Annotated in this window: 1 protein-coding gene; it reads right to left on the minus strand. The window is 71.6% G+C overall.

Going from position 1 to position 1,052, the window contains the following annotated elements; translation table 11 throughout:
- Position 1: 1 nt before the first annotated feature.
- Positions 2-961 carry a tRNA glutamyl-Q(34) synthetase GluQRS gene (gluQRS, locus tag I0Q12_RS18135; RefSeq protein WP_197253257.1) on the minus strand — a complete coding sequence of 320 codons (960 nt, stop codon included), beginning with the start codon at positions 959-961 and terminating at the stop codon, positions 2-4.
- Positions 962-1,052 lie beyond the last annotated feature (91 nt).

The raw sequence follows: 1,052 nt of genomic DNA on the forward strand, positions 1-1,052 counted from the left end.
ATCAACTTTGTCCGGCGATCCCGGCTTCGTCGGGCCGGACGGGCTCGATCTCGAACACCCACGGATGCCGGGGCAGCAGCGCCGGGTTCCAGCGGTCGAGCAGCAGCGGCAGCGTCACCGGCTCCCCGGGATCGGCCAGGCGGAGGGACACGGCGATCCGGCCCAGCACATCCGCGGGAGTGTGCCCGAGGGCGCGTTGATCGGCGAGGGTCACGGCGCCGTCGCGCTTGGCCAGCCTCTTGCCCTCCGCGTTGAGAGCGAGCGGGACGTGCGCGTACACCGGCGCCGGAAGATCGAGCAGCCCAGCCAGATACGCCTGACGGGGTGCGGAGGAGAGCAGGTCGTCGCCGCGCACGACCTGATCGATGCCCTGCGCGGCGTCGTCGACGACGACCGCCAGGTTGTAGGCGGGGGTCCCGTCGCCGCGTCGCAGCACGAGATCGTCGACGATTCCGGTGAAATCGCCGTGCAGCACGTCGTGCACCGTGAAGAAGTCCGTTCCGGCCCGCAACCGCACGGCCGGCGGGCGGCCCGACGCCATCTTCTCGGCCCGTTCGGCACTCGACAACCTGCGGCAGGTGCCCGGATAGGCACCGGCCGGCGCGTGCGGTGCGGAGGTGGCTTGCTGGATCTCGCGTCGGGTGCAGAAACACTCGTAGGTCAGCCCGGCCCGGGTGAGCCGGTCGATCGCCTCCTCGTACAGACGAAGCCGCCGCGACTGGTGGACGACCTCGGCGTCCCAGTCGATGCCGAGTGCCGCCAGGTCCGCGAGCTGAGCGTGCTCCGCGCCGGGCCGGACCCGATCGAGATCCTCGACGCGCACCAGGAACCGGCGTCCGGTGCTGCGGGCGAACAACCATGCGAGCACGGCGGTCCGCAGGTTTCCCATGTGCAGGTCGCCGGAGGGGCTCGGCGCGAACCGCCCGGCTCCCACCGGTGCCTCGGCCTCCGAATAGAACATTCCTGCACCCTATCCGGGTGCGGCTCCGCCGCCCGTGTGCCTGAGTGCGGCTCCGCCGCCCGTGTGCCTTTGTGGCGGTCGGGACCGCCAC

The organism is Rhodococcus sp. CX (assembly GCF_015865005.1).
Classification (GTDB): Bacteria; Actinomycetota; Actinomycetes; order Mycobacteriales; family Mycobacteriaceae; genus Rhodococcus.